The sequence below is a fragment of the Bradyrhizobium ganzhouense genome (genome assembly GCF_049949285.1).
GTDB classification, from domain to species: domain Bacteria; phylum Pseudomonadota; class Alphaproteobacteria; order Rhizobiales; family Xanthobacteraceae; genus Bradyrhizobium; species Bradyrhizobium ganzhouense.
The window spans coordinates 8,152,565-8,172,637 of sequence record NZ_CP181318.1 but is presented as its reverse complement, the minus strand read 5'-3'; the positions used below and the strand labels follow the sequence as shown (position 1 = coordinate 8,172,637).

Annotated in this window: 11 protein-coding genes; 2 read left to right on the top strand and 9 right to left on the bottom strand. The window is 58.7% G+C overall.

Features of this window, described 5'->3' with window-relative positions; translation table 11 throughout:
• The first annotated feature begins 13 nt into the window (after window positions 1-13).
• Entirely contained in the window at window positions 14-895 is an 882-nt protein-coding gene (locus ACLFLU_RS38035) for a haloalkane dehalogenase (protein WP_426409753.1), read from the top strand.
• A gap of 787 nt (window positions 896-1,682) precedes the next feature.
• On the opposite strand, the gene ACLFLU_RS38030 is transcribed toward ACLFLU_RS38035, so the two are convergent.
• From ACLFLU_RS38030 to ACLFLU_RS37990, 9 genes are all read right to left on the bottom strand, one after another.
• A complete protein-coding gene (locus ACLFLU_RS38030; RefSeq protein WP_426414159.1) occupies window positions 1,683-4,883 on the bottom strand; it encodes an efflux RND transporter permease subunit in 3,201 nt (1,066 codons plus the stop codon).
• A 4-nt stretch (window positions 4,884-4,887) separates the two neighbouring features.
• Window positions 4,888-6,126: an efflux RND transporter periplasmic adaptor subunit gene (locus ACLFLU_RS38025; protein ID WP_426409752.1), complete on the bottom strand. Its 1,239-nt coding sequence runs from the start codon at window positions 6,124-6,126 to the stop codon at window positions 4,888-4,890.
• Window positions 6,127-6,204: 78 nt separating this feature from the next.
• A complete protein-coding gene (locus ACLFLU_RS38020; protein ID WP_426409751.1) occupies window positions 6,205-7,152 on the bottom strand; it encodes a helix-turn-helix domain-containing protein in 948 nt (315 codons plus the stop codon).
• Between the two features lie 261 nt (window positions 7,153-7,413).
• Window positions 7,414-8,175, bottom strand: a complete 762-nt coding sequence (locus ACLFLU_RS38015; RefSeq protein ID WP_426409750.1) for a hypothetical protein — start codon at window positions 8,173-8,175, stop codon at window positions 7,414-7,416.
• A gap of 732 nt (window positions 8,176-8,907) precedes the next feature.
• The gene (locus ACLFLU_RS38010) at window positions 8,908-9,993 is read right to left on the bottom strand and encodes a hypothetical protein (protein WP_426409749.1); all 1,086 of its coding nucleotides are present in this window, start codon (window positions 9,991-9,993) and stop codon (window positions 8,908-8,910) included.
• The gene (locus tag ACLFLU_RS38005) at window positions 9,990-11,486 is read right to left on the bottom strand and encodes a DUF4331 family protein (RefSeq protein ID WP_426409748.1); all 1,497 of its coding nucleotides are present in this window, start codon (window positions 11,484-11,486) and stop codon (window positions 9,990-9,992) included. Before ACLFLU_RS38005 ends, ACLFLU_RS38010 begins: the two co-directional genes overlap by 4 nt.
• Before the next feature lie 82 nt (window positions 11,487-11,568).
• The gene (locus tag ACLFLU_RS38000) at window positions 11,569-13,320 is read right to left on the bottom strand and encodes a di-heme-cytochrome C peroxidase (RefSeq protein ID WP_426409747.1); all 1,752 of its coding nucleotides are present in this window, start codon (window positions 13,318-13,320) and stop codon (window positions 11,569-11,571) included.
• 218 nt (window positions 13,321-13,538) lie between these two features.
• A complete protein-coding gene (locus tag ACLFLU_RS37995; RefSeq protein ID WP_426409746.1) occupies window positions 13,539-14,207 on the bottom strand; it encodes a helix-turn-helix domain-containing protein in 669 nt (222 codons plus the stop codon).
• A gap of 730 nt (window positions 14,208-14,937) precedes the next feature.
• Window positions 14,938-15,951 carry a patatin-like phospholipase family protein gene (locus tag ACLFLU_RS37990; RefSeq protein ID WP_426409745.1) on the bottom strand — a complete coding sequence of 338 codons (1,014 nt, stop codon included), beginning with the start codon at window positions 15,949-15,951 and terminating at the stop codon, window positions 14,938-14,940.
• A gap of 236 nt (window positions 15,952-16,187) precedes the next feature.
• Here ACLFLU_RS37990 and ACLFLU_RS37985 point away from each other — a divergent pair, with 236 nt between their 5' ends.
• Window positions 16,188-19,535, top strand: coding sequence for an AAA family ATPase (locus ACLFLU_RS37985; protein WP_426409744.1), 3,348 nt, complete (start codon window positions 16,188-16,190; stop codon window positions 19,533-19,535).
• The last annotated feature ends 538 nt before the right edge of the window (window positions 19,536-20,073 follow it).

The following is a 20,073-nucleotide window of genomic DNA, read 5'->3' as shown; positions in this document are numbered from 1 at the left end:
GACAGGTGAGCACATGAGTGATGCAGCGCTACCCAAGAAGACCGCCAACATTCTCGGCAAGAGGATGGCCTATTATGATGAGGGTCAGGTCGTTCCGATCGTCTTCCTTCACGGAAATCCCACGTCGTCCTATCTCTGGCGAGACGTCATCGCCGAGCTTCGCGGCTGTGGCCGCCTCATCGCGCCCGATCTGATCGGAATGGGTGAGTCCGAGAAACTGCCTGATCCCGGCCCAAAGACCTACACGTTCGAGACGCACCGGACCTATCTTTGGACGCTGATCAACGAGCTTGTCGGACCACGCGAGAAGGTCGTGCTGGTCATTCACGACTGGGGTTCGGCGCTGGGATTCAACTGGGCCTATAGCCATCCCAACAGGGTCGCGGGGATCGCCTATATGGAGGCGATCGTCAGCCGGTACCCCAAGTGGGACGACTGGAGCCCGACCGCCATTCCGCTGTTCCAGGGCTTCCGCTCGGACAAGGGCGAAGACATGATCCTGGATCAGAACATGTTTGTCGAGCGCGTGTTGTTTGGCTCGATTCTGCGCGGGCTGTCGGAGCCGGAAAAGACCGAATATCGCAAGCCGTTCCTGAAGCGCGAGGATCGCTGGCCGACATTGTCATGGCCGCGACAATTGCCGATCGAAGGCGAGCCGCTGCATATCGTAGATATGGTCGACGTCTATTCGGCATGGATGGCCGAGAACGAGATTCCAAAATTGTTCATCAACGGCGATCCCGGTGCGATCCTGCATGGCGCACGCCGCGAGTTTTGCCGCGGATGGAAAAATCAGGATGAGGTTACCGTGAAGGGGCGGCATTTCCTCCAGGAGGATTCCGGCGCGGAGATCGGGCGTTCGATCAGGTCATGGCTCGGCAAGCACAAGCTTTAGCTTCGCGCGCGCTTCACCCGCTCCCGCAGCCTCGCTCCGAACGCGTCCTTGATCGCGCGCACAAACGGCGCCTTATTCCTCGCACCACCGCTGCAGACTAGCTCATTCAAAAATGACGGCGTTGCTGCGGATCGGGAATCGATCAAGACAGACTCAAGACATGGACAGGCGGCGAGGCTTCAGCAGCGCGAAAACTAAAGCTGTTCGAGGATCGCCTTGTCGATCTTGCCCGTGAACGGCTTGCGACCTTCAACTGATTCGAGCACGCCACCTCAAGTTTCTTACGCTGTTGCCGGATGAGATTGATGATGGTCTTGGCGCTCGCGCCATCGTTCTTGCGAGCCATCTACTCAATTCCCTCGTTCGGGAATCGTGAAATTCGCCGTCAACGTTTGCCTCTTAGATACCAGCAAAAATACGAGCAAATCGATCAGCTGCGGCGGACGCTTTCGCGAACTTTTACTAATGGTTTCAAATGCAGCGCCCAAATTCTTTGAGAAATCAGGAATCGAACCGGCGATCTAAGTTATTGATATTGCGCGTGTATTTTGCGTGGTGCCCCTGGCCGACAATCGATTATTGTCATAACAATTTGAATTTTAGATGTTTTTCGTTGCGGGCTGCTGCCGATACCAACAGAAATACCAACAGGTTGACGCTTGGTATTGGCTGGCAAAAAAAGCAGAGGCTCCCCGCCAGCACACGCCCCACGACATTCCGGTCTCGACGATCGCGCCGATCGGCATCGAACCCGGCTCCAACTCGAAATACCGGCGAGGCTAAGGGGTCAGTGCCTGTCGGATCCGACGGCTGCTTCGCGACCAGCCGGATCACCGTCCGCTTGTCCGGGCGCTGGCTTGCCTGCGGGCGGTCGGGATCCTGGCCGTAGCCGTTCGCGTGCCGCTTGGAACGTCACGTAGAGTGGCGGGATTGCGAAGATGCCGATGAAAGACGCAAGAATCATCCCGCCGAACACCGGGGTGCCGACATCACGACGCGCAAGCTCGGAAGCGCCTGTCGCCACGACCAACGGCAACAGTCCGAGGATGAAGGCAAACGACGTCATCATCACTGGGCGGAATCGCAGCCGCGAGCCCTCAGTGGCAGCCTCGAGCAACGGGACCCCCTTTTCACGCTGCTCCTTCGCAAATTCGACAATCAGAATGCCGTTCTTGGCGGCAAGGCCGATCAGCACCACCATGCCGATTTGCGCGTAGAGATCGAGGGTGAGGCCACTCCAGGCCATGGCAATGAAAGAGCCGAGAACGCCGATCGAAACCGATAGCAGCACGGGTACTGGAATCGTCCAGCTTTCGTACAAACCGACCAGGAACAGATAGGCAAACAGCACCGCAAATCCGAGGATAATCCCTGTCTTACCCTCGGCGCGTTTCTCCTGAAATGCCGTGTCGGTCCATTCTCCGGCGTAGCCGGGAGGTAATGTTTTGGCGGCCACGGCTTCCATAGCCTTCAGCGCCTGTCCGGACGAGATGCCGGTAGCGGGCCCTCCTTGAACGGTCACGGCGCGAAGATTGTTGTAACGGATCAGCGCCGGTGGTCCGACCGCGACACGCGCTTCCGCCAGGCTTCGAAGCGGAATCATCTTGCCTTCGGCGTTCCTGACGTTGATGCGATAAATATCGTCAATGCTGGCCCGGTCAGATGCCTCGGCCTGGACATTGACCTGCCATCGCCGCCCGAACAGATTGAAATCGTTCACGTAGATGCCGCCCAGTGACGCCTGCAGAGCCTGGAAGACATCGCTCAACTGCACTCCAAGGATCTCGACCTTGTCGCGGTCGATATCGAGGTAGACCGACGGATTGGTGGCCGAAAACGTGCTGAAGACGCGGTTCAGTTGCGGATCCTGGTTCGCCGCTACGACGAGGCCGCGCAGAACCTGCGCCATCGCCGTCGGGGTACCACCGCGCAGGTCTTCCAGAACGTAGGCGAAGCCGCCTCCGGTACCGAGCCCGATGATCGGGGGCGGCGCCAGAGGTACGACCACTCCCTCGCTGATCTGACGGAATTGCGAGCCCAAGCGCGGAATCAGCGCCGCCACGCCCAGCGACCGGTCCTTCTTGCGCACATCGAACGGCTTCAGCGTCACGACAATGAACGCAGCGTTGGATGCAGAATAGTTGTCGATGAAGTTCAAACCGATCACCGAGGTGTAGTCAGCGACAGCTGCGTCCTCCTTGAGGATCGCCTCGGCTTGCTGGATCACGCCAGCTGTCCGCGCGACGGACGAACCGCCCGGCAACTGGACGACCACGAACAGCGCCCCCTGGTCATCCTCCGGCAGGAAACCGGTGGGCGTGATTCTTTCCAAACCGACCACACCAGCACCGGCAACCGCGACCATAATGAGTCCGATGATCGACAGGCGTACGAGGCGGGCTACGGCTGCGCCGTAGAGATCACGCACGCGGTCAATCCCGCGCATCACATAGCCGATCGGACCACGGCGCGGCCCATGATACGGCCGCAGCAGCACGCCCGCCAGCGCCGGGGAGAGGGTGAGCGCGTTGATCGCCGAGAGGAACATCGACACCGCGACAGTGACGGCAAACTGTCGGAACAATTCGCCGGAGATGCCCGGAATAAAAGCCACCGGCACGAACACCGAGAGCAGCACCATGGTGATGGCGATGATCGGAGCGGTGATATCAGCCATCGCGCGCTTGGTCGCCTCGGCGGGCGACAGCTCGGGATGCTCCTCCATCACCCGCTCGACATTTTCGACCACGACGATGGCGTCGTCGACCACAATGCCGATCGCGAGCACGACCGCAAGCAGCGAGACGGAATTTGCGGAATAGCCGACGGCGAGCAACACGATGAATGCGCCGATCAGGCTGACCGGTACAGCGATGGTCGGAATGAGAGTTGCGCGCACGCTGCCGAGAAAAAGGTAGACCACGATCACCACGAGGATGAAGGCCTCGAACAGTGTCTTCAGCACCTCGTGGATGGTGTCGGTCACAAAAACGGTCGGGTCATAGGTGACTTTCCAGTCCAGATCCTCGGGAAAACGCTTCTGCAATTCCTCGATCTTGGCGCGCACGGCCGCCAACGTGGCGATCGCATTTGCGCCGGGGCTCTGGTACATCGCAATGGCTGCTGCTGGCCCGCCGTTGAAGCGGGTACTGCGGTCGAGATTTGCTGCGCCCAACTCGACTCGTGCCACGTCGCCCAGGCGCAGTACCGATCCGTCCGGATTGGTGCGCACGACGATGTTCTCGAATTCCTTCGGTGACGCCAGCCGACCTTGAGTCTGAATGTTAAGCTGGAGCTGCTGATCGTCTGAGATGGGTCGTGCGCCGATCCGCCCGACGGCCGCCTGGATGTTCTGCGCCTTGATCGCACTGATGATGTCCCCGGTCGTCAGGTTAAGGCCGGTCAGCCGATCGGTTCGTACCCAGGCGCGCATGGAGTAGTCCTGCGGACCCCACAGGCCCGCGTCCCCGACACCCGGCGTGCTCCTGATCGGGTCGAGCATATTGATGGTGACGTAGTTGGACAGAAACAACGAATCGTGCGTGTGTTTTGGCGAGTACAGCGCGATCACGCCGAGCAGGGCGGACGACTTCTTCTTCACCGTGACGCCCTGCTGCTGCACAGTTTGCGGCAAGCCGGAGAGTGCGATCTGCACCCGGTTGTTCACGTTGACGGTGTTGATGTCGGGATTGGTGCCAAGCTCAAAGGAGACGATGAGCGTGTAGCTGCCATCGTCGCCGCTGACGCTCTTCATGTAGATCATCTTGTCGACGCCGACGACCTGTGCCTCAATGGGTTGGGCGACCGTCTGGTCGACGACAGCGCTGTTGGCGCCGGGATAAAAGGTCGTCACCGATACCTGCGGCGGCACGATGTCGGGATACTGCGCGATAGGGATGGAATAGAGCGCGAGCGCACCTGCGATCGTCGTGACGATAGCGATGACGATCGCAAGCCGCGGCCGATCGACGAAGATGGCAGACAGCATGGTCTCATCCCCCTTGGTTGAGGACCGGCTGAAGCGGGGTGGCGCGCACTGGCCCACCGGGGTGCACGGCCTGGAGCCCCTGCACGATGACCTCCTCATCGCCGTTGAGCGCGGACTCGACAGCGACGCCGGCGCCAACTTCCCTCAGAGGCTTGACCCGTTTCACGATCGCCTTGCCGCCCTCCACGACGAACACGTAGACACCCTCCTGATCGGCAATGAGGGCTGCCTGCGGCACCACGATTTGCTCCTTGACGCTGCCGCCTTCCAGATCCACCCGCACCCGGACGAACTGACCGTCGATGAGGCCGGAGGCGGGATTCGGGAAAGTGGCGCGCACCAGCACCGTATCTGTCGTGCGATCGACCGTCACATCGACGAAGTTGATCCGTCCCGTTTGGTCGTAGATCGTCCCATCGGCGAAACGAAGACTTGCCTTGATAGCGCCGACGTCGAGCTTGGTCCCGGTCTCGCGCGCTCTCAGAAAATCGCGCTGGCTGACGGGGAAAGTCACATACATCGGATCCTGGCTGACGATCGTGGTCAGCGTGCCCGTGTCTGGACCGACGAGGTTTCCTTTGGTTATGTTCGTTTTGCTGGCCTTGCCGGCGATCGGCGACACGATATCGGTGTAACCGAGATTGATCTTGGCGGTTGAGAGGCTGGCTTCGTCCGAGGTGATTTGACCCGCCGCCTGGTCGTCAGCGGCCTTCTGTTGATCGCGTGCCACCACTGTGCCGGCGTTCTTGTCGAGCAGCTCCTGGGCGCGCTGCAGTTGCACCGCACTCAGCTCTTTTGCAGCCTTGCTGCGCTCGAGCGCACCTTCTGCCTGCTGGACCGCGTCCTGGAACAGCCCCTTTTCGATGCGGTAGAGCGGGGCGCCTTCGTTGACCGCATCGCCTTCCTTGAACAAGACCGCTTCAAGGAAGCCGGTTACCCGCGCCTTGATCTCGACCCGATTGATCGCATCGACGCGCCCAACGAAATCGAGCGAAGGGGTTACCGGCTTGCGTTCGGCCTTGACGACCCCGACTGGAACAGGAGTGGATGTTTGCTGTGCACGGGAAGACGGGACAAAGGCTCCCGTCACCAATAGGGCGCAAACCGCGACGCGAACCGCAATTCCCGTATCACACCCGGACAATCGGGCGACGTAAATTGCATTTCCGGCCATCGCTGCGTCGGGCGAAAGCACATTCCTTGGAATCGGTGGCGCCTTCGCTTCTAGCACAGCGGTTTTCATCGACCGGCCCTCTTCAAAGTCGGGCGGTAAATTGGCCGAATGGCAGGTCGGGTACTATGCACTTTCGGCAAATTCTGCTCAGGTTCGAGTATCCCGCTGCAGCGTGACGGAAGGCGATTCACCAAAGGTGATACGATAGGTTACCGCAAAGCGGCCGAGCTCTAGAAATTGATGGTCCCGGGCGATCTCCGCGACGCTCGCTGTCGAGGGGCTAGCTCGCTGTAGCGCGGCACGGGCTTTGTTCAGGCGTTGCAGCAGAACGTAGCGCGTAGGGCTCATGCCAAGAAATTCGGCGCAACACATCCGTAGAGTTCGCTCGGCCACGCCGATCTCCGCGCAAAGCCTGGACATGTTGGGCCGGCCATCAGCAAGTTTGCTCAGCGCTTCCTCGAAACGCACCATGACAGCGGCGTGATGGTTTCTGGCCTTAAGTGCCTCGCCCGCGATGCCTCCTGCGAGGCAATGAACGATCGCGTGAAGCATGTCTTGTTCCAGCGCTCTCGCAACCTCAGGCAATTCGGCTATTTTCCTTCGGGCTTCTGCGAGATGACAGGCTTGCCTGAACAGATGCTGAAATCTGACTTTTTCCCTTCGAGGAGGGCGAACGACCTTGCTGATCCCGGATGACACGAACGATCTTCCGAGCAATGCTTCGCTGCAGTCAGCGAAGTGTTTTGCCGACAGCGCGATCAGACCCCATTGGCATCCACCGTTGAACCGTTGATGCACATGCTCGCCCGGGCCGTGAAAAATGATGTCGCCGATTTGAACCGACGATCCATTGAATGTAGCGGACATCGCGTTGATGGGAAACGACAGGAAAGTCAGTTTGGGGGAGAGGGAGATATAGCCAATGCGCGGAAGACTTTCGCAACATCGATAGATTTTCAGATGTTGCAGTTGCAGCGAGGTGAGCTCAGCTCTGAAAGCTCCTGCACCTGTCAAAGTCAGGTTGAGGCTGGCGTCGCCGATGGCGGCCGCGTAGCCGTCCGGATCCGTAAAGGTTTGCGTACTGCCATCCGCCATTTTCCCGCCCTGTCGCGCCGACGGACAGTTCTTGCGACCGGTTGAAGGCCTCACCGATGGAGACAGCATTGTGCAATTGGCAACTTTCGACTATGCGGTTTCGGAACTTCGATGTTGGATGGAAGATGGCTGTTGACTAGGCGAACTTCCAATTGTGCCAACGGAAGGCACCGGGGCGCGCTTCCAGTCGTTCTTCATGCTGATGACTGTCCAATCGTCCTTCTTCGCCTCGTCGTCGAGTATCGCAGTGAAGGGCCGGCTCTAGGGCGTCAGCGGTAACGCCTTGAGTTCCTTCCGAGCTATGCCAAAGCTGCCAAGCTGATAGACCGATGCGCCAGTCGCCGAAAATGTGAACGTCTCGAACGGCTCGGCCAACATCTCGTTCAAAAAGGTTTCCGTCCCGACGCCGATCGTCACTTGCGGATTGAACTGGTTTCCCGCCGCGTTTGCGACGAAATTGGCGACGTACTCGATTAGGAATTTTTGAATGTCGCGTCCGTCCTCGTCGCTGAAGAACGCCGCCGGGGTTCCGGTCTCGACCGTATAGGGCTCAACGGCCTTGATGAGTTCATCCTGCAGCCGATGCAAGTCTTCAGTCGGTTCGACTAAGATCCCCGCGAGGCCGATTGGCGGAGAGGGGATGTAGTAATACTTGAAAGCCTTCAGCGTCCATGCCGCCGGCTTCGCTTTGGCCAGAACCGCGTTCGCCGCCGCAAATACCTTGTCGAGGTCGTCTGTGCGGACGAACTGCTGCAACATTGTGACGTGTGGATGGTGCGTCTCATCCAGAGTAAAGCCTTTCGGGAAAGACTTGAGCAGACGAGCGTTGGCGTCCTTCGCGTACAGAATCATCGTCACGCCGGGTTCGAGAGCGATGTCGATCGCTGTCACCGGATCTTGTTGTGCGACGGCTCCTTGGGCGAAGCCGAGCATCAAGGCCAGCACGAGGCCGATAGCTTTAAAGATTGTCGCACATAGACGACCCGGATAAAGCAGAATGCTTGCCAGGACGGCGGTCTTCATAGCTTTGCTCCCCAGAATGTATCGAGGGGCTCGTCGGGAGAGTTTGATCGAAGTCGACCCGCCTCGCTATGCACTTCCGGCAGCCTTCACGGTGTAGTCCGTTTGGGCGCGTTGGCTGTAGCCCACCAGGTGGGGTTAGAAATCACGCCTTATCGTGGGCATACTTCTCGAGGAGCAGCCGATTATACTCATCGCGCACGGCCCTCCGTGAAATGCGCCCCTTTCGATCCTTGGCAATCTTCAGAAGATCAGGGTCAGTGGGTGCCCGCGTGACTTTCCTTTTGAATCTGGCAAATATGTTGGCCGGTTCCGGGGTTCTTCCGAACAGGCGATCAAACCATCCCATAGTGTCCTCCTACGGCTGAGACAGTCCGGCGCAGACTGCATCACCACTACCGGTGACACGCTATGCAAATTCGGCAGGATCAGGTCACAGCACTCCAGTAAAAATCATCGCCAAGCCGTTCGCCATGAGCGGCCGATGCTGATCCATACTGCGTCGGCGGCGCTGATTTCGTTCGGTACATTCCATCCGTCGATCATCAAAACGAGCGGGCCTGCGGGTGCTTCAGGAGTTGCAAGTGGCACTGGCAGCAGATCAAGCGCCGGCGCAAGAGCGATAGACGTCGCGCCCGCGACAAAAGTCCTGCGATCTATTATCATGCGCTTCCCCTTCAAGAGCTTTCAATCAATGTCTTTGCAGGATCGATAATGGAAATGCGGAAAAAGGGCTTACCGCTTGGTGGCCACGGACGGAAGTTCGAAGGCGGATCCCGTATCGTCGGCAGAGGTAGCAATGTTGCGGACTTGTTCAAGCGCACGCAGCGTAGGCCGATTTTCGGCATTGATCCGCGCCAGCTGAAGAGCCCTGCGACGATCGTCTCCGCGCCCGGCATAAAACTCGGCGCCGTGGTCCGCGAACGCGAGCGGATGTCGTTCGAGAAGCGAGTCAAAGCCGAAGCGGGCCGCTTCCATGCGCGCTTCGGATTCTTCAATCTTGCCTTGAGCGGCCAGGATGTCGGCAAGGCGCCAATCGACCTCCGGATCGCCAACCGTAACAATCGGTCGAAGTAATGCTTCTGCGTCGTCCAGACTGCCGTCTGAGGAATAAATCTCGGCCAAATGCACACGGGCCTTTGTGTACATCGGCAGGACCGCGATCGCCCGCCGATACCATTGGGCCGCTGTGCAATAATCAGGCTCCGGCGCCAGTTCGCCCCAAAGCACGCCGAGTTGAAAACAAACTCCGGCAACGGGAAATGGCGACACGTCCTGGTAGGCCCGCAATGCCTCTTTGTAAGCCCGGTCAGCGGCGGTGAAGTCGCGAAGATCGGCTAACAGAGACCCAAGGGCAACAAGATCCTCCAGCGCGTGGCTCTCGTGCGCAATCCTGCGCCTAGCATCCAGCAAATTGTCGAGATTCGAGCCGCACGCCTGATCGATGCTCAATCGCAGGCGATCAACGTCCGCTGTCGGCGTGCGGCCGATTTCGGCTTGCGCAAGATATTCTCTGGCTTCGGAAAAGCGATGCGCCATCGATGCTACCTGGGCCCGGATCAACATCGCTCGCGCTGAGGCCGCGTCCACTTGAACGAGCTGGGCAGCCAACAGATCGACCCGATCAAGGGCGAGGAGATCGCCGACGAACCGCAACGTAAGTTGCTCGTGTTCGACAACTGTCTCGGCAACGTTATCCCGCGTCGGATTCTCGAAGAACTTGCTCCAGGATCGCCTACGCGCGCTTTCCAGATTTATGATAGCGATCTCGCCGTCGGTCATCGGCGGGATAACGCAATCGAGTTCCGCAATGATCCTCACTTTGAGGCTCCAAATCGCTGCTTCAGGCTGTCAAGCCCCGTCTTGAGCAGCGCGGAAACGATCGCCTTCACGACGATATCCGGTTGGTTATCCGGCAAAAATTGCGAACGCCATTCGACAACGCTGCCGTCGCCTTTGGGCTTGACCTGGAGCGAGCCGGTATAGTTCGAAGCCGGAATGCCGCTGAGGCTGGTATAATGATAGAACCGGCCGGATGGATCAATCTCATCCAGGCGCTCGATGATCCGCTTGCCATCGATCGTCTCGATCGTGCGCAATTGTCCGACGCCCGATCCGGTCATCTCAACCGTCGCGACCAGCGGATGCCAGCTCGGATCGAACCCTCCAATCAGTGCCCAGATTGCATCCGGCGGCGCGGCAAGATCGACGCTGACGGCGACCATCTGCGACTCGGTATTTGGTGCCGCCAGATAGGGAAAGGCATTGGTGCCCGGTTTCGTCGCCGCGGTCGCCCCACCTTGGATGAACTCCCGGTCTCGGTTGATCAGCCACGTCATCAGAATGTCGATGACGTTTGCATTGACCGTGCGTCCGCCTCCGGTCTGATGAGTTCGTCCGCTAATGGCGCTCTTTTCGATCTCGAGATGACTGGTATCTGTCATCGGCTTGGCAACATCGAACAAAAGGAAATCGTCGAGAAAGACATTCACGTTGGCGGCCAGAGCGGCGGGGGTCCAGTCCGCCACGCCGTCGCGCATGTCCCAATTCGCTAAACTCGCCTTCAGGCGCTCACGGAACACAGGTTCGAGGTCGGCAGCAATTGCAAACGGTGTCTGTTGATTCCAGAGGTCGCGCAGATCAACCGGTCCGGCCTCACTGTTGCCGAGACGGATGTTGGTCTGTTCCGGCCTGCCGACCCAATCGATCCGAGGTGGCTTCTGCCCGATAACATCTGGTCTTAGGGGGACCGTTTCGGCGATCACGCCGAATAGCGAGCCTCTGCCCGGATCAAGCACGCGGGCGGCATCGAACTCGATGACGATGCTAAGCACGTTGTCGTGCAAGAGCAGGTTGGGTCCCTTCCTTACGCCCGGAATAAGCCACGCCAGGTAAAACGGGTCTGAACGCAATGCTGCGAATACGCGGAAGACACCGTCCGACGTTGACGTGCCTTTTTCGTCATTCACGACAACGGGGAGGGTTCGACCGTCGGGAAGAGTGCACGTTCCGCCCTGAACCGGGTTGGCCGCGGCAGTGCCGCGCTTGATATTGTCGAAACGGCAGCTGAACCGAATTTCCTCTTCGCCAGGCTCAAACTTCGCGGCATCTCCCAGGCCGGCCACGGTCACCCGACGTATCGCGAACGTGTAGTCGACAGCGTTGGAGAACATCGCAGTTGTGCCGGCGGAGGGAAAAACACACGCCGCTAACACCATGCGCGCCGGATTTTCCGGGGAGGTGAAAGCGAACAGATCGGTGAGGTCGGCAGAAGGGTCGCCGATCTGTCTTGGCCCATCGATGTGGTCGGACATGGCATGATCCCTTGTCGCCGCGCTCAAGTCTCAGATCGGGGACATTGCCGAGCCGGCCATGCCCTCGATCATGACGTAGGGATCAAGGCTTTTCCGGCGGACCGCCGAACGGCGCGACGCGACCAGGTTCCTCCGGGATGGACTTCAGATATTCGACGAGCGCCCATCGCTGATCGTCGGTCAGGAGCGGACCAACAACCCCGTTGCCGCGCGGTCCATTCTGAAAGGAATGACCCTGATTCGAGTTACCAAGCAACGTGGTATCCATCAGAAAGATCCCCGATGTAGCCGTGGTATCAAGCCCAACCTTTACAGGGTTAAAGTCGCCGCCAAGCCAAAACTTCTTCGTCCGCTCGGCAGCCGGCATCAGCATTTCGTAGAGGTTTGGCACAGACCCGTTGTGCAGGAATGGGGCTGTGGCCCACACGCCGTCGCGCGGCGCTGCCTTCCAGACGTGGTCCGGGAACGGCGGAGGCGGCAACTCGCGATAACCATGCAGGTTGAGCTTCTGCTCTTCGCTAAGATTGAGTTTTGAAATCGCGGTTTCCACAACCGCCCCTTGAAGCAAGCCCCAGAAGACCATCGGGGGCAAGAATTCTTTGCCTCGGAACTCTGGCGGAAAGAATTTGCTTAGCTCGCCCGTAAGGGCAAGCGGCCTGAGCGCTTCGGGCTGCGCGGTATCGGTGCCGACGTAGGTCTGTGGGACCAGTCCCACCAAGATAAAGCGCTTCCCGTACTTGTTCGGTTCGGTCCATCGGTAAGGCCAGGCGTTGTGGCAGCTCGAGCAATGTTCCGTGAATAGCGCCTTGCCTGCCTTGGCCTTTTCGCGATCGATCCTGCCGAACACTTCCTCCGGCCAGCTTGGCGGTGCCAGCCGCTCCAGTTGATTCTCCGCTCGCGCGAGTTCGGAAATCGCCGCGCTCGATTGAAACAACCCTTCGGCGGGCGTTCCGGAACTCAGGTCAATGGGCAAGTACACGCCTACCGACTCGCCGAAGTTGCGACCAAATGGATCTTGGGCAAAGGCGGCCCACTGCGCCCACTCGCCTTGCGGCGTATTCCAGAGGAAAGGCGGCTTGACCGGCGCGATCCCTATCGATGAATTCTGGGGAATGCCGGGTAGAATTGCCGTCACACGGTTCACGATCAATGTGAGAGCATCCATCCGCCCAGGCCCCCAAGGGTAAGGCGTGGCCGCGGACCGAGTGAGGTATTCATGCACGCGCGCGGCTTCGGTCTGGGCTCGCTGGCGAAGTCGGTCCTTGGCCTCGGCGCTCGTCGCTCCAACCCGGCCGGCAAGACGGTCGATTTTGGCCGCGTCGGTCAAGGTCGACTGAAGCGCATCGTCCAGCGCTCTGTTGTAGGCCTGAAAATCGAACGCGTGGTTGATCCCGCCCTCGATCCGAATGCGCTTACCCTTGTAATGCAGCTCATCTTCGTGGCAAGCCGCGCAGGTTAGCCCGGCGTATTCTCCGGCCGGCCAGGCTCCCACCTGGGTCGCAACCGTGGTCTTGCTGACGCCAATTGGCAACGCATCCGGATTGTACTTGCTCGCGGGCGCGGGAAGTAGGCCATAGCGCGTGCTGTTCGCATCGGACCGGAATAGCTCCTGGCCGCCGGCGACCTCCAGGTTCAGAAAAATGTCGTAGGAGAGGACGGCCGACCCTTGCGAGAAATGATAGTACCAATCCCGATCGTCCTGCGACCAAGCCTGGTTTAGGTAGATGACCGGCTCGCTTTGAGCAAAGGCGGTTGTGGGGACGTGAACTGCCGCAGAAATCAGGGTGAGTGTTGTTGACGTAAGCGCGATACGTGCAAGCGCCGTGGGTTTCATAGGCGGTCCTCCCGGATGTTCAGCCATAAATTGAGCGGGATTTATTTTGACGCGCTATGCAGCTTCGGCAAATTTCGCTGCGAAGATGTTGTGCAGGGCGTGCACGCTGAAAATTTGTTCTCGGTTGACCCGATCACCCGCGCAAACGAGCCTTGAATTCGTTGGATGGCGTAATGCGCCAGGCTGGACTGTGCTGTTCGGGCAGGGTGGTTTCGGCCTCAGTGGAAAGCGCGAGTTCGAGCGACGGGCAGCGATGATGGACGATTGAGGTTGATTGCGGCCGGCTCAGCACGCCTCAATGTCTCTGACGGCGCCTCCCCAAACAGCGTGCGGTAGGCAACTGAAAACCGTCCAAGCTCCCAAAAGCCATGGTCCGTTACAATGCGAGTGACGGTCGAATGCAAAGGATCAGCGCGCAACAATGCGCGGCGCACCAGGTGCATCCGGCGCAACGTCAGATAACGAACCGGTCCCATGCCCAGGTGCTCCTCGCAAGCGGCGCGAAGGGTGCGTTCTGCGGCTCCTATGGCAGAGCAGATCTCGGTGAGATAAAGGGGACGGTCGGGATTCGCGTCCAGGAGCGCCTCGAACCGGACCATGATCGCGCTGTGGCGGCGGGCGCCCGTCGTGGTCCCGATACCGGCACCTTCAACAAGGCATCTCACCATCACATGAATCGTCTGCTCTTCGAGCGCACGGCGCACTTCCGCCTGTTCAAGGATGTCCGGTGTATCATAGGCAAGTTGCGCGACGGTCTTGTGCAGCTTCAGCAGGCGAGACATCAAAGCCGGGTTTGGTCGCGCGATGCGCGTCGAAAGATTCTCTGGCAGTTCGCGGCCGACAATCGCTTCCGTTATGGCGTTAAGCTCGTTCGCCGGAAGAGACATTCCTCCACTCCGAACGTCAGCCCCGCATCGAAAGTGAGCGACACCGGGGTATTGGATAACAATATCACGCGGCGATAGTTCGACGCCGCAGAGCTGCATCGCTGCCGAGTTTGATTCCGTGAGAAAAGTGATCGCTCGGCGATCGGGCCTGATAGCGAACGTGGAAATAACTGGCAGTGTCACGTGGTACGTCGACATCCAAAGCCGATTCATCCCAATTTGACCGACTTCGGCGCGAAATGCTCCTCTTGCTGTCGGAAATACTTCAACGTGACCACTCTGAATACCACATTCCGACGGGTCACTAAAGTTGAGGACCTGATTCCAGGGCATTCTGTCTCCCCCGAGGCAGAGAGTGCGCGCTGCTTCTTTTTGATGTTGCACCTGCGACTTTGCAGGAAACGATCGCCCGCCGACGCGCCGCAGCTAACATCGGCATCTAGATAGCAGCATACGCCCGATGCTACCTCTCATCAACACGTTCGATTTCTACTATCGTAGAATCGCGTGTCTTGATCTGTGTCAAGGGTCCGGCATCGCAAGTTGTTTGATACCCGGTAGCGGGCTTAGTGCCTTAGTCCGAGCGCTCCCAAAACGGGCGCGACGAACATCGAGGTTTGCGGATCTGCATAGTCGACTGAGCTGGTGTGCTGGCAATCTTGTGTCCCCAGATCCGTCGCACGGACGCGACGATGCAGACACGGCGGCTCGTCGCTGTCGGTCCGCAACATCACAGAAACATCTCTGCGAGATCGACCGTCGAGCGTGAGCCGAGATGTTCGAAGTTTTGATCGAGCCAGCCGCCGGCGGTCTCCCGGCCTGCATCTCGCAATTGACATAGCAGGCCCCACTCCGGATGAAACTGCGTCGCAGTACCAAGCTCGGACATGAGGCGGTCATTGCCGATCCAGTGCATGAACATGCGACGGTGTTTGGTCGCGTCCAGTTCGCCACTGTCGATCAATCTTGTCGCGAATGCGATTGCGCGCATTTCCCGCATCAGCGATGAGTTGAAGCTGATCTCGGTAATCCGGTGCAGGACATCCGCAGCACTTGTCGGCAGTTCGTCGCGCCTGATGGCCGTCACCTGAGCGATGATGATGTCCTTGGCGCCTTTTCGATAGATCAGCGGATAGATCGCGGGGTTTCCGAGGTAACCGCCGTCCCAATAGTGCTCTCCGTCGATTTCGACCGCCTGGAAATAAGGCGGGAGGCACGCCGACGCGAGCACGGCGTCGACGGTGATGTGCGGCGTCTGGAAAACCTTGAGTTTTCCAGTGCGGACATTCGTTGCATTGAGAAAGAGCTGTGGTGCCCGAGGCGACTGATTGAGCTGTTCAAAATCGACCGCTGTCAAAAGCAGGTCTTTGAGGGGATTGACGTTGAGTGGATTCAACAGCGTCGGCGGAAGGGTATGGGTCAGGAAGTGGAGAGCGGCGTGAAACGGATGGTACTCCGGCGGCAATTTCAACGCCTGAATCCATTGGTTCAAGGGGGAGTACAGATCGTAAATCAAATCCATTTGTGAGACTTCCCGCCAGAAGTCATGCAGCTTCTTCCGTGCCGCCTCGGGGCCGCCCGCTGCCATTCCCGACGCAAGGGTAACCGCATTCATCGCACCGGCGCTCGTGGCGCTGATCGCCTCAATTCCAAGGCGGCTATCCTCGAGCAGGCGGTCGACCACGCCCCAGACAAAGGCGCCATGCGCCCCACCTCCCTGGAGAGCGAGAGTCACGTTTTTCACCGGAAAAGGCCTCCAATTTGCGCTTGGACGGTGGCGGTCTATCGCCGTTAGCCTTGAAAGAGCCAGTCTTGATCGGGAGTTAGAAGCACCATGGATTGATATCCGCCTATGCAAATCCGGCAAGATGAAAAGCGTGACGACCAGGAATTTGCCGATTCTGCATAGCCAAGATCGGTGATCCAGCAGCAATTTGGACTCAGCATACCCTCACAAGTGTAAGCAGTTGGGATCCTGTTATGGACCTCGGGACCTTGCTACGCAGCCAGAATCTGGAACGTTTTGAGGCTGCGTTTCGCGACAATGGGATCGACGAGACGGTACTGCCGCATCTGACACAAGATCATCTCCGCGAACTCGGTCTTCCGCTTGGAGCGCGGATCAAGCTGCTCGCTGCCATCGCCGCGCTTCCAAAGGAATCGGAGAGCTACGCGTCCGCAGCGACGGCTGTGGACGATGGCGAGCGACGGCAAATCACGGTGCTCTTTAGTGACTTGGTGGGCTCAACTGCATTATCGACCCGAATGGACCCGGAAGACCTGCGCCAGCTGATTACGGCGTACCAGAAATGCGTGACCGAAGCCGTTCAGCGCTTCGGGGGCTTCGTCGCAAAATATATGGGCGACGGCGTGCTGGTCTATTTTGGTTATCCCCAAGCTCACGAGGATGATGCCGAAAGGGCCGTACAATCCGGATTGGAGCTGGTCTCAGAAGTCAAGAAATTGAAGACCGACACGCCGCTGCAGACCCGCGTAGGCATTGCCACGGGTCTGGTTGTGGTCGGTGATCTGGTTGGATCGGGGCAGGCGCAGGAACGCGGCATTGTGGGCGAGACACCGAACCTTGCTGCTCGGCTGCAAGGACTCGCCGAGCCGGACATGGTCGTGATCGCGGACGCCACGAGACAGCTTCTCGGCAATCTGTTCGAACTAAGAGATCTCGGACTTCAGGAATTGAAGGGCATTGGTGGTGCGGTCCAGGTTTGGGCTGCGCTTCGACCAACGTCCGTGGAAGGTCGGTTCGAAGCATTTCACCGCAGCGACCTCACCTCGCTTGTCGGAAGGGACGAGGAATCGCAATTATTGTTGCGGCGCTGGTCGAGAGCAAAGGATGGAGAAGGTCAGATCGTGTTGGTCTGCGGTGAGCCCGGCATCGGCAAATCCCGTCTGACCGCAGCGTTGCTGGAAGAAGTCAGCAAGGAACCGCATGCACGGCTACGCTGCTTCTGTTCGCCGCAGCGCACCAACAGTGCGCTGTCACCAGTTATCGGTCACTTTGAGCGCGCGGCTGGATTAAAACATGACGACACCATAAAGACAAAGCTCGACAGGTTTGATGCGCTGCTTTTGCGCAGCGCGACTTCGCCAATTGATTCAGCATTGCTGGCCGAAATGCTGTCTCTTTCGAACGACGGTCGCTACCCGGCGCTGACCTTTGACCCGCAGCAGCGTCGACAAAAGACCCTCGAGGCGCTTCTCAATCAAATCGAGGCGCTCTCGCGGTCCACGCCTGTGTTGATGATCTTCGAAGATGCTCATTGGACTGATCCGACCAGTCTCGAGCTGGTTGGCCGCATCGTAGATCGAATCGAGGCACTTCGTGTTCTGCTCGTCATAACCTTCCGGCCGGAATTCGAACCGCCCTGGATAGGTCATCCGCATATGACCGCCGTTACCATCAATCGGCTCGGTCGGCGCGACATCGATGCCATCATTGACCGAATTGTCGGCAACAAATTTCTTTCACCGGATATCCGCGAAGACCTGATCGATCGGACCGATGGCATTCCATTGTTCATCGAGGAGATAACCAAGGCGATACTGGAGGCGGAGAACGAGGAAGACGCGCGACGAACAACGGCTGCGATCCCGTCACCGAAACTCGAAATTCCCGCAACGCTTCACGCCTCGTTGATGGCGCGTCTCGACCGACTTGGTTCCGCAAAGGAGCTTGCGCAAATTGGATCGGCGATTGGCCGCGAATTCTCGCATACGCTGATCGAGGCGGTGGCCCGCAAGCCGCCGGCAGACCTTGATAGCGCTCTGCAGCGGCTCATTAGTGCCGGTTTGTTGTTCCGTCAGGGTGTCCCCCCACACGCACACTACCTCTTCAAGCACGCGCTGGTGCAGGACGCGGCTTACAGCACCTTGTTGCGCGAACACCGCCGCGCGTTGCACAAAAAGATTGTCAAAGCGCTCGAGGGCCGATTTGCCGACATCGTGGAGCGCCAGCCTGAGCTATTGGCGCGCCACTGCACCGACGCAGGACTGATCGAGAAGGCCGCCAAACTGTGGGCGAGGGCCGGACAACGATCGTTGGAACGCGCGGCTTTGCCTGAAGCTGCAGAGCAACTTGATCGAGCCCTGACTTTGATCGCATCGTTGCCGTCGACGCCAGACCTCAGACGAGAGGAAATCAGGCTGCAGACTGCACTGGTCACCCCGCTGATGCACTTCCGGGGCTACGGCGCGCCAGAAACGAAGGCAGCCGCGCTGCGCGCTCGGACGCTTATCGAGCAAGCTGCAGCGCGTGGCGAGGCTCCTGAAGATCCATTTCTGCTGTTTTCTGTGCTCTACAGCTTCTGGGTGGCGAACTTCAACGGTTTTCACGCGAGCACCGTTACAGAGCTCGCGGCACAATTCCTCGAGCGTGCCGAAGCGCAGAATGAAGCGACCCTGCAGATGCTGGGACAACGCCTCGTTGGCGTGTCTCAGGCGACGATTGGAAATCTTGGAGAGGCGCTCACGCAATTCAATCGCGCTATCGCGTCTTACAAGCCTGCTGAACATCGTCAGCTTTCGGCTCGATTCGGTCAGGACATCCGGGTTGCCGCGCTCTGCTATCGCTCGTGGATCCGCTGGATGCTTGGATATCCCGAAGCTGCACTATCGGATGCGAAACGTGCAGTCGCAGAAGCGCGCGAAGTGGGGCAGGGTGTGCCACTGATGTATTCGCTCTATTTCACATCTTATGCCTTTATCCACTGCGGGGACTACCGAGCCGCCGATGCACAGCTCGACGAGCTTGTACCGATGGCGACAGAGAAGAACGCCGCGCAATGGAGAGGAGGAGGCATGATGCACCGTGGGGCTATACAGGCACTGACCGGCGATGCCTCGGATGCGATCAATGCGATCCCGTCGGGCATAGCGGCCTGGCAATCGAGTGGCTCGATCGTCTTTGTGCCCTGGTATGTAGCGCATATGGCAAAATCACTGGCGGAACTGGGCCGGTTCGACGAGGCGGAGCGACGGATGGCTGAAGCTTTGACGGCGATTGAACGAACCGGCGAAACGTGGTGCGAATCTGATGTTCGACGTATCGCCGGGGAAATGGCATTGCTTGCGCCCGAGCGGGATATCAACAGAGCGGAAACGCATTTCGAGCGCGCACTCGAGGTGGCACGGAAGCAGCGGGCAAAGTCCTGGGAGCTTCGGGCAGCCATGAGTCTGGCGCGGCTCTGGCGCGGTCGAGGCGAGCGCGCCAGAGCCCGTGAACTACTCGTCGGCGTGTATGATTGGTTTCAGGAGGGCTTGGAGACGCTTGATCTGCGACAGGCGAAAATGCTGCTCGATGAGCTCGATTAATTCTGGGTTTTGCGCCAGTACCAGGAAGCACTATCTAATTCAGCAACATATGCGAGATGGCGAAAAGTCGGGGTTACGCCCTTGAGCAGGATATGTCGACGAAACTTGTTTTTCGTTCACGGGCCGCTCGGGAAGCGTAGATCATGCGCCGGAAAACTCGCATGCAAGATCCGCAACAGCCAGCTCAGGCTCTTAGCCCCATCACAGGAGTTGTGGCAGTCGACGTGATCGGATTGGCGCTCGCGCCATCGTTCTTGCGGGCCATCTGCTCAATTCCATCGTTCGGGAATAGCGAAATTCGTCCTGAACGTTGTTCCCCCGATACCAGCAAAAATACCAACAAAACGGACGCCTGCCGCGAATTTCTACGTGTGCTTTCAATGCGACGCGAAAAAATCAGGAATCGAACCAGCGCCGTAAGTTATTGTTATTACTTGCATTTTCAGCTTGGTGCCCCTGGCCGGCTGTCGCCTATTCCCTTAACCATATGAATTTAAAGTTATTTTTTCCGTCAGCCGCTGCCGATACCAGCACAAAT

Bases quoted from the DNA above. Each gene is read 5' to 3' on its own strand.
- ACLFLU_RS38020 (WP_426409751.1), bottom strand. From the start codon at position 7,152: ATGGCGGATGGCAGTACGCAAACCTTTACGGATCCGGACGGCTACGCG.
- ACLFLU_RS38030 (WP_426414159.1), bottom strand. From the start codon at position 4,883: ATGCTGTCTGCCATCTTCGTCGATCGGCCGCGGCTTGCGATCGTCATC.
- ACLFLU_RS37995 (WP_426409746.1), bottom strand. From the start codon at position 14,207: ATGTCTCTTCCGGCGAACGAGCTTAACGCCATAACGGAAGCGATTGTC.
- ACLFLU_RS38000 (WP_426409747.1), bottom strand. From the start codon at position 13,320: ATGAAACCCACGGCGCTTGCACGTATCGCGCTTACGTCAACAACACTC.
- ACLFLU_RS38015 (WP_426409750.1), bottom strand. From the start codon at position 8,175: ATGAAGACCGCCGTCCTGGCAAGCATTCTGCTTTATCCGGGTCGTCTA.
- ACLFLU_RS38005 (WP_426409748.1), bottom strand. From the start codon at position 11,486: ATGTCCGACCACATCGATGGGCCAAGACAGATCGGCGACCCTTCTGCC.
- ACLFLU_RS37985 (WP_426409744.1), top strand. From the start codon at position 16,188: ATGGACCTCGGGACCTTGCTACGCAGCCAGAATCTGGAACGTTTTGAG.
- ACLFLU_RS38025 (WP_426409752.1), bottom strand. From the start codon at position 6,126: ATGAAAACCGCTGTGCTAGAAGCGAAGGCGCCACCGATTCCAAGGAAT.
- ACLFLU_RS38035 (WP_426409753.1), top strand. From the start codon at position 14: ATGAGTGATGCAGCGCTACCCAAGAAGACCGCCAACATTCTCGGCAAG.